1 pseudogene is annotated in these 597 nt (G+C 78.1%); it reads right to left on the bottom strand.

What is annotated here, in order from left to right:
* Positions 1–597: pseudogene (locus B7767_RS39355) on the bottom strand (hypothetical protein); the annotation flags it as partial.

Genomic DNA, 597 nt, shown 5'->3' with positions numbered 1-597 from the left:
GAGGGCCGCGCCCCCCGCCCCCCGCCGCTTCCTCGGCGGGGGCACCACGACCCGGCGGTTCCCGGCCGCCCGCACCAGACGGCCGCGCACCGAGCGGACGAAGCCGTCGAGCGCGTCCGGCGAGAACGCGGCGGCGCTGCCCCGTACCGTGACCCGCAGCCCGTCACCGTCCGGCCGTACCGCCATGAACAGGTCCGTCGCCGACGACGGCGGCAGGAACACGCCGTCCCCCGCCTCCCACGCCACCCGCAGCGCGCCGTCGTCCCGCGGGGCCAGCGCGGCGAAGTCGAGGTGGGTGAAGAAGAACTGCGACGTCACGGGCAGACCGTCGGCGTGCCGGGGCACCACGTCCTCGTGGACGCGCGCCTCCTCCGCCTCCGCCACGATCCGGCGCAGGGCGCCACCGAACTCCCCTTCCGTGAGGGGCGCGTCGGCCGCGCCGGCCGGCCGCACGGGTACGGCGCCGGCGAACGGCCCGAAGACCCGGTGCGCGTCGGGCAGCGCACGGTCCCGGCCGCTGACCGCCAGGCCCACGACCAGATCCGGCCGGCCCGTCACCGCCGTCAGCTCCTGGTAGTAGGCGGTCAGCAGCGGGGC

This window comes from Streptomyces sp. 13-12-16, assembly GCF_002114215.1.
Classification (GTDB): Bacteria; Actinomycetota; Actinomycetes; order Streptomycetales; family Streptomycetaceae; genus Streptomyces.
Note: the sequence above shows the minus strand (reverse complement) of the source record. Positions and strands in the feature narration are given on the sequence as shown.